The 7,516-nt window shown below is 66.0% G+C and carries 5 protein-coding genes and 1 pseudogene; 4 read left to right on the top strand and 2 right to left on the bottom strand.

Going from position 1 to position 7,516, the window contains the following annotated elements; translation table 11 throughout:
• Together HUU95_RS04150 and HUU95_RS04145 are read right to left on the bottom strand one after the other, a co-directional pair.
• Positions 1-249, bottom strand: a pseudogene (locus HUU95_RS04150) (BadF/BadG/BcrA/BcrD ATPase family protein); the annotation flags it as partial.
• Positions 246-1,523, bottom strand: a complete 1,278-nt coding sequence (locus tag HUU95_RS04145; RefSeq protein WP_217429766.1) for a sugar MFS transporter — start codon at positions 1,521-1,523, stop codon at positions 246-248. The pseudogene HUU95_RS04150 and the gene HUU95_RS04145, both read right to left, overlap by 4 nt.
• On the opposite strand from HUU95_RS04145, the gene HUU95_RS04140 reads away from it, so the two are divergent.
• The 4 genes from HUU95_RS04140 to HUU95_RS04125 form a co-directional block, all read left to right on the top strand.
• Positions 1,513-1,668 carry a hypothetical protein gene (locus HUU95_RS04140; RefSeq protein ID WP_174278946.1) on the top strand — a complete coding sequence of 52 codons (156 nt, stop codon included), beginning with the start codon at positions 1,513-1,515 and terminating at the stop codon, positions 1,666-1,668. The genes HUU95_RS04145 and HUU95_RS04140 overlap by 11 nt on opposite strands.
• Positions 1,669-2,224: 556 nt before the next feature.
• Complete coding sequence (locus HUU95_RS04135; RefSeq protein ID WP_174278949.1) at positions 2,225-5,479, top strand: TonB-dependent receptor; 3,255 nt, start codon at positions 2,225-2,227, stop codon at positions 5,477-5,479.
• Between the two features lie 47 nt (positions 5,480-5,526).
• Positions 5,527-7,077, top strand: coding sequence for a tryptophan halogenase family protein (locus HUU95_RS04130; protein WP_174278948.1), 1,551 nt, complete (start codon positions 5,527-5,529; stop codon positions 7,075-7,077).
• Positions 7,074-7,516 (top strand): tryptophan 7-halogenase (locus tag HUU95_RS04125; RefSeq protein ID WP_174278947.1); only part of this gene is annotated, 443 nt, incomplete at its 3' end. The genes HUU95_RS04130 and HUU95_RS04125, both read left to right, overlap by 4 nt.

The following is a 7,516-nucleotide window of genomic DNA, read 5'->3' as shown; positions in this document are numbered from 1 at the left end:
GTCGTCGACGATGCCGGCCAGGCCCAGCGCGGCGCTCGTCCGCGACAGGATTCCGCGCGACAGCCCCGCCGTGGTCAGGGCGCCGTCGATCGCCGCCGCGATGCTGCTCCAGGCGGTCGCCAGCCCCAACCGGATGTTGCCCGGTCCGCCAATGCCCTCCCCCAGCGGCGCGCCGGTCGCGTCGGACAGGCGCGCGCGCGCCGTCGTGCCTCCACCGTCGACGCCGATCAGATAGTCGATCGTGGTCACGCCCCGGCCTTGTTCATGGCCATCCCGTTCATGGCAGCCCCGGTCGCAGTCCCGGTCATGGCCATCCCGTTCACGGTCGTCCTGTTCACACGATTGCCCAGCACCGCGAAGAACAGGATATAGGCATAGGCCGGCACGATCAGCAGCAGGAACACGAGCTGGAAGTCGTGATGCTGCTTCAGCACCGCGAACAGCTGCGGTACGATCGCGCCGCCGCAGATCGCCATGATCATGATCGCCGATCCGGTCTCGGTGTACCGGCCGAGCCCTCGGATCGCGAGCGGGAAGATCGCCGGCCACATCATCGCGTTGGCGAACCCAAGCGCGGCGACGAAGCCCACCGACGCGTAGCCGCGGGTCAGATAGGCGCCGACGGCGAGCACGATGCCCAGCGCCGCCGAGATCGCGAGATAGCGCTCCTGGCTGAACAGCCGGGGAACGATCGCCAGCCCGGCGACGTAGCCCGCGAGCATCCCGGCCAGCGTCATCGAGGTGAAATAGCCGGTCTGCGCGATCGACAGCCCGAAACCCGCACCGTACGTCCCGATCGCATCGCCCGCCATCACCTCGACCCCGACGTACAGGAACAGGCAGAGCACGCCGAGCCAGAAATGCGGAAAAGCAAGCAGGCCGCGCGCCTCGCGCGGCGCGTCGTGCCGCGCGCCGACGCTCAGCTCGGGCAGGGGCGACCGCAGCACGCCAAAGGCGAGCAGCGCCAGCACCGCCGCCATGACGAGATAGGGGCCGTGGATCTTTTTAGCGAAGGTGTCGAGCAACGCCTCGCGCGCGGCGGGGCTGGCCGCGACCGCAGCCCTGGCGGCGAGATCGCCGACGCCGCGCATCACCAGCAGCCCGAAAACAATCGGCGCCATGATCCCCGCGCTCTTGTTGCAGATCCCCATAACCGCGATGCGCTGCGCCGCGCTCTCGATCGGGCCGACGATCGAGATATAGGGGTTGGCCGCCGTCTGCAGCAGCGCGAGGCCGGCACCGATTACGAACAGGCCGAACAGCGCGCCGCCGAACAGGCGCATCGTGGCGAACTGGCCGAACAGCGCCGCGCCCAGCGCCATGACCAGCAGGCCCAGCGCCATGCCGCGCTTCATGCCCGTGCGCCGCAGGATCGCGGCGGCGGGCAGCGCCAGAAAGAGATAGGAGGCGTAGAACACCATGGGGACCAGGAATGCCGCGACATCGCCGAGCGTGAAGGCGAGCTTCACAAACGCGATCAGCGGGCCGTTCAGCCATGTAACGAACCCGAAGATGAAGAACATCATTCCGATCAACGCGGTCGTCGCGCGCGGCGACGCTTGTTTCCCGATCACCGCCGTTGCCATCGCCTTGCTCCCCGACCCCCGCACTACGCCATCATATAACCTGATTGCAGGATTGGTACTGGAAAAACACGGTCAAAGGTAGAGCCGAGCCGACCATGAAGACCGCTCCGCGCCGCCGCAGTTACAGCATCGCCATCCGGTCCCCGCGAGACAAACGCCATGGAGGGGCGGCGCGGCCAGCGCCGGCGGGACCTATGCCATCGTGCAGCGCCATGGCGGGAGCGACACGTCTCCACGATTCGCTTACCCGAATCATGGCGTGGAAAATGCCGAGTAGGATCGTCGCCACTCCACGGACGACGAGGACGGAACTGCTTGATCTCAGGTCTGTGACGATCGGGAAGCCATCAGAGCACGCTCGCGCTGACCGCCAAGATCATGCTCACGACCGCCGACCCTCATAGAAGGGTCGAACGAGACCAGCTCGCCGACTCGCCGACTTTCCGATCGGCGGGCTCTCGCCATCATCGAGAAAAGTTCCATCGACGGAATTTTGCCGTGGACATGCTGCGAAGTTCATAGTCTACTGGATAGTGCCAATGTAGACCATCACCAACAGGTGAGGCAGCATTGGCCCTATTAAGGGGGCTTACATGGCACGCTTTCGGAGAACGATGTCGTTGGTCAGGGTTGGGCTGTTGTCCGGGGCCGGCCTTGCCGCCCTGGTGGCGGTGCCGGCGGCGGCGCAGGTGGTCACCAAGGACGCGGCGGTGGATCCCGCCACTGCGCCGGTGCCGCCTCAGACCAGCACCGACGCGCAGGCACCCGGCATTGGCGACGCGAAGCCGATTGATGCGAAGCCGGACGACGTCGTCGTCACCGCGTTACGAAAGAACCTGGAGTCGGCGCAGGAGCGAAAGCGCAACGCCGATACCTTCGTCGATTCGCTGACCGCGGACGAGATCGGGTCGTTTCCCGACAAGTCGGTCGCCGAAGCGTTGCAGCGGGTCCCCGGCATCACGGTCAGCCGGTTCGCCGGAACGGGCGATACGTCTCACTTCTCCGCCGAGCCGTCGGGCGTACTCGTCCGGGGGCTGCCGCAGGTTCGCTCCGAGTTTAACGGCCGCGACTCCTTCTCCGCTAATTCCGGCCGGGGCCTGAGTTACGAAGACGTGTCGCCTGAACTGCTGTCCGGCGTCGACGTCTACAAGAATCAGACGGCCGAACTGGTTGAGGGCGGCATCGCCGGCACCATCAATATCCGGACACGCCTGCCCTTCGAGTCGACCAAGCAGTTTCTTTCGGTTTCGGCGGAGGCGATCTATAATGACAATGCCAAGCGCGCGACGCCGCAGATCTCCGCGATCTATTCCAACCGGTTTCAGACCGGTATCGGTGAGTTCGGCGTGATGATCAACGGCGTGTACTCGCAAGAAAAGACGCGGGTCCAAGGCATTCAGCTCGACCGTATGGGCATCTTCAACAATGTGTTCGGGCCGGGGCTGCAGTACATTCCCAGCGGGATTTTCATGCGCGACACGCTCTACGATCGCAAGCGCAACGGAGAGTCGGCGGCTGGCCAGTGGCGGTCGAACGACGGCCACGAGCTGCTGACGGTTCAGTACAACCGGACGCAGTACGATAGGAGCTGGCGCGAGCATTCGGTCTATTCGAGCGCGTACAGCCTGTTCGGCATCCCCACCGACTATCAGGAGACGTCCGCTGCGGTCATCCAGCCGCTGACGTTCCGGCCCGCCTTCACCTTCGACAGCCAGGGCAACTTCCTGACGGGCTGGTGGTCCGCGCCGACCGCCTATCTGGGCGAGACGCCCAATTCATCGAACCTCATCGCCCAAAACCAGAACGGTCAGGCGTTCTTCAACAAATGCTATGCGTGGGAGGGTTGCACCGCCGCCAACGGGTTCGCGACGCGCCGCGCGCCACAGCTCGACGCCGCGTCGAATGCGATCGTCAACAAGGAGGTCACGCAGGATTTCGACGCCGATTTCCGTTGGGACGTCTCCGACCGCCTGTCGCTGCGCATCGATGGGCAATATGTCCGCGCCAAGGCCGGAAATTACAACGGCGTCGTCAATGCCCGCACCTTTGCCAACACGTTCATCGACCTGAGCGGTTCGCGCCCGACGCTCACCATCGAGCCGACAAAGGCGGACAACGTTAATCTGGCGGCGGGCGGCATCATCAATCCCAACAACTATTCTTATTATTCCGCGTCCGACCATACCGAGGACAGCGACGGCACCGAGTATGCGTTGCGCGCCGATGCGGACTATGATCTCGGCGACGGCTGGCTCGACGTGCTGCGCGTCGGCGGCCGCTACGCCGACCGCGACCAGACCGTCCGCTACAGCGCCTACAATTGGCAGAACATCGCCAACACCTGGGCACAGAACGCCGCCTACTACAATATCGACAGTCCCGCATACCCGGCCGGCAATTATGGGGTGGCCAGCATTCCCCATGACTTCTACAACGGCAACCAGCTCAACACGAACTCGTTCGTCTTCTTCAACAACGACAAGCTGGCGCATCTCGACCAGCTGGGCGCTGCGCTCGACCGGTCGGTCACGGGTGTGGGGGACTTCAACGGCATCTGCTCCAATCTGGGCGCGCGAGCCGGCGAGACCGTCACCGGCGATTTCGGCTGCTACCTGCCGTCGGAAATTCTGAAGGTCGACGAGCGGACGTTCGCCGGCTACGCGATGCTGAAGTTCGGTGGCCATGAGTCCCGGATCGGCGGCATCGGCTTGTCCGGCAACATCGGCGCGCGGGCGATCTGGACGCGCGATTCTACGCAGGGGGCATTCACCTTCGCACCCGCGTTCACCGCGAATGAACTGATCTGTAGTTCCGGGCCGATCATCAACGGACGTCCGACGGTCACCTCGGGATGCATCACCTCAGCGGACGAGATCAAGTTCAACGACAACAGCAGCATCCTGAACAAGGCGCAGGCCCACGATTTCCGGGTGCTGCCGAGCTTTAACATGAAGCTGGACGTGACCAGCAAGCTGATCGGCCGCTTCGCCTATTCACGCGCGATCTCGCGTCCGGACATTGGATTGCTGCGCAACTTCATATCCGTGAACCGGATCTCGCCGAACCTGACCGATCCCGCGAACCCGGCGATCACCTTCGGGCCCGATGGCGTCACCCCGGTCGCCTATAAATTCCGCTATACCGCCGTATCGGGCAATCCGCGGCTCAAGCCGGTCTCCGCCGACCAGTTCGATGTGGGCGCCGAACTCTATTTCTCGAAAAGCGGCTCGCTGACCGGCGGTCTGTTCTACAAGAAGTTCTACGACTACATCCAGAACAGCACGTACAACCTGACCGTCACCAACAACGGCGTCACCCGCGACATCCTCGTCCGCGGCCCCAGCAACGGCAAGGGCGCGAAGATCGAGGGCGCCGAGGTCGCATTCCACAGCTTCTTCGATGCGCTCCCCGGCCCGCTGAAGGGCTTGGGCATGGAGGCGAACTACACCTACGTCCATAACAGCGGGATCAAGTCGACGGGGTTGATTGCGGAGAACGCCGCCGGCACGGCGGGCGGCGGCGTCAGCTACGATACGACCGCGGTGAAGCCGGACCGGCTGGAGGGCGTGTCGACGCATACCTTCAACGTCGTCGGCCTGTACGAGTATCAGCGGATATCGCTGCGCCTCGCCTACGCATGGCGGTCGAAATACCTGGTTACCGCCCTCGACTGCTGTACCGGCCTGCCGATCTGGCAGAATTCGATCGGCCTGCTCGACGGTTCCATTCGCTTCCGTCTCGCCCCTCAGTTCGAGTTCAGCCTGGAGGGCAGCAACCTGCTGGGCACCGATACGATCACCAAGCAGCAGGTCGACAATGCGGGGACGCTGAAGGACTATGAATGGCTGAGGACCGACCGTCGCATCCAGTTCGGCGCACGGGTCACCTTCTAGCACGCCGTCGGCCTTTACGTCGGCGGACGAAGGATTAGGATTCGCGCATGGCAACGTCATCGCACCGGCCGCTCGAAATCGTCATTGTCGGCGGCGGCACGTCCGGCTGGATGTGCGCCGCCGCGATGAGCGCGAAGCTCGATCGGTCCCGCTATCGCGTGCGGCTGGTCGAATCGGACGAGATCGGCACGGTCGGCGTCGGCGAGGCGACGCTGCCGCAGATGAAGGACTTCAACGACCTCGTCAGCATCGACGAGGCTGAGTTCATGCGCGCGACGCAGGCGACCTTCAAGCTGGGGATCGAGTTCGTCGACTGGGGCCGCCTCGGCGATCGATACATCCATCCCTTCGGCATCTACGGCCGGCCGTTCGGCGATGCCGATTTCTTCCAATATTGGCTGCGGGCCACCGCCGACGGCGTCGCCGCCCCGCTGTCCGATTATTGCTACCCGGTGGTCACCGCCCTCGCCAACCGCTTCGCGTTGCCGGCGGCGGACCGGTCCACCGTCCGCTCGGCCTTTTCCTATGCCTACCATCTCGACGCCTTCCTCTACGCGCGCTTCCTGCGCGGCTGGTCGGAGGCGCGCGGGCTGGAGCGGGTCGAGGGGCGGATCGTCGACGTCGCCCGCGACGGCGATACGGGCGACGTCGCCGCGGTGATCCTGGCGTCTGGCGAGCGGATCGCGGGCGACCTGTTCGTCGACTGTTCGGGGTTCCGCGCGCTGCTGATCGGCCAGACGCTGGGATCGCGGTTCGAGAGCTGGCGGGACTGGCTGCCGTGCGACCGCGCGGTCGCGGTGCCGTGCGCCAGCGCGGGGGAACTGACCCCGTTCACCCGCTCGACCGCGCGCGCGGCGGGGTGGCAGTGGCGCATCCCGCTCCAGCACCGCACCGGCAACGGCTACGTCTACGCCAGCCAATATCTGAGCGACGACGAAGCGACGGCGACCCTGCTCGCAAACCTGGATGGCGAAGCGCAGGCCGAGCCGCGCCTGCTTCGATTCGAGGCGGGAAAGCGCGCGGTGTCGTGGTCGCGCAACTGCGTCGGCCTCGGGCTCGCCGGCGGGTTCCTGGAGCCGCTCGAATCCACCAGCATCTATCTGGTCCAGATGGGCATCGCCTTCCTGCTCGCCCTGCTGCCCGACGCGGCGTCGGCGCGCGACCCGGCGCTGGCCTCCGAGTTCAACCGGACGATCGACATCGAATATGATCGCATCCGCGACTTCCTGATCCTCCACTATCACGCGACCGAGCGCACCGACGCCGCGCTGTGGCGCCGTTGCGGCACCATGGCGCTGCCCGACAGCCTTGCCGACCGGATCGCGCGCTTCCGCCATCGCGGCCACGTGCCGACGTATCGCGACGGGCTGTTTGGCGCGCCGAGCTGGCAGGCGGTGTTCGTCGGTCAGAACATCGTGCCGACCGGCCATGACCGGCTTGCCGACCGGATGCCGGACGAGCGGCTGCGCCTGGAGATGGAGGCGCTACGCGCCGACATCGCCGCGGGCGTGGCGGATATGCCGGCCCATGCCGCGTTCGTCAGGAGCTACTGCGCTGCCGCGGACGGGCATGCGCGCCAGCGCGTCGCAGCGACGTGAGCGAGGCCGGACCATCGGCCGTTCGCAGCGTCGCGATCGTCGGACGGGGACGGACGCCCTGGCTGGCCGCGATCGCGCTTCACCGGGCCTTCGCGCGGCAGGGGCTGGAGGTCACGGTCGTGGAGCAGCCGGGCCAGGCGGCCCCCCAGGCCTTCCACGCCGCCCTGCCCGACCTCGTCAACTTCCACCGGCCGCTCGGCATCGCCGAGGGCGACCTGTTGCGCGGCGCCGGTGCGACCTACGCGGTCGGCCAGCAGTTCGCCGGCTGGTCGGGCGGCGACCGCGCGTTCCTCCACGGCTATGGCGAGACCGGCGAGCCGATCGGCGACCTGCCCTTCGTCCAGTTCTGGGCCAAGGCGCGGCATGGCGGCCTGCGGGCCGCCTTCGCCGACTTTAGCCTGAGCGCGAGCGCGGCGCGGCACGGGCGGCTGGCACCGCC

The sequence above is a fragment of the Sphingomonas bacterium genome (assembly GCF_903643065.1).
GTDB lineage: Bacteria > Pseudomonadota > Alphaproteobacteria > Sphingomonadales > Sphingomonadaceae > Sphingomonas.
The sequence above is the reverse complement of the archived record's forward strand: the minus strand, read 5'-3'. Positions and strand labels throughout refer to the sequence as shown.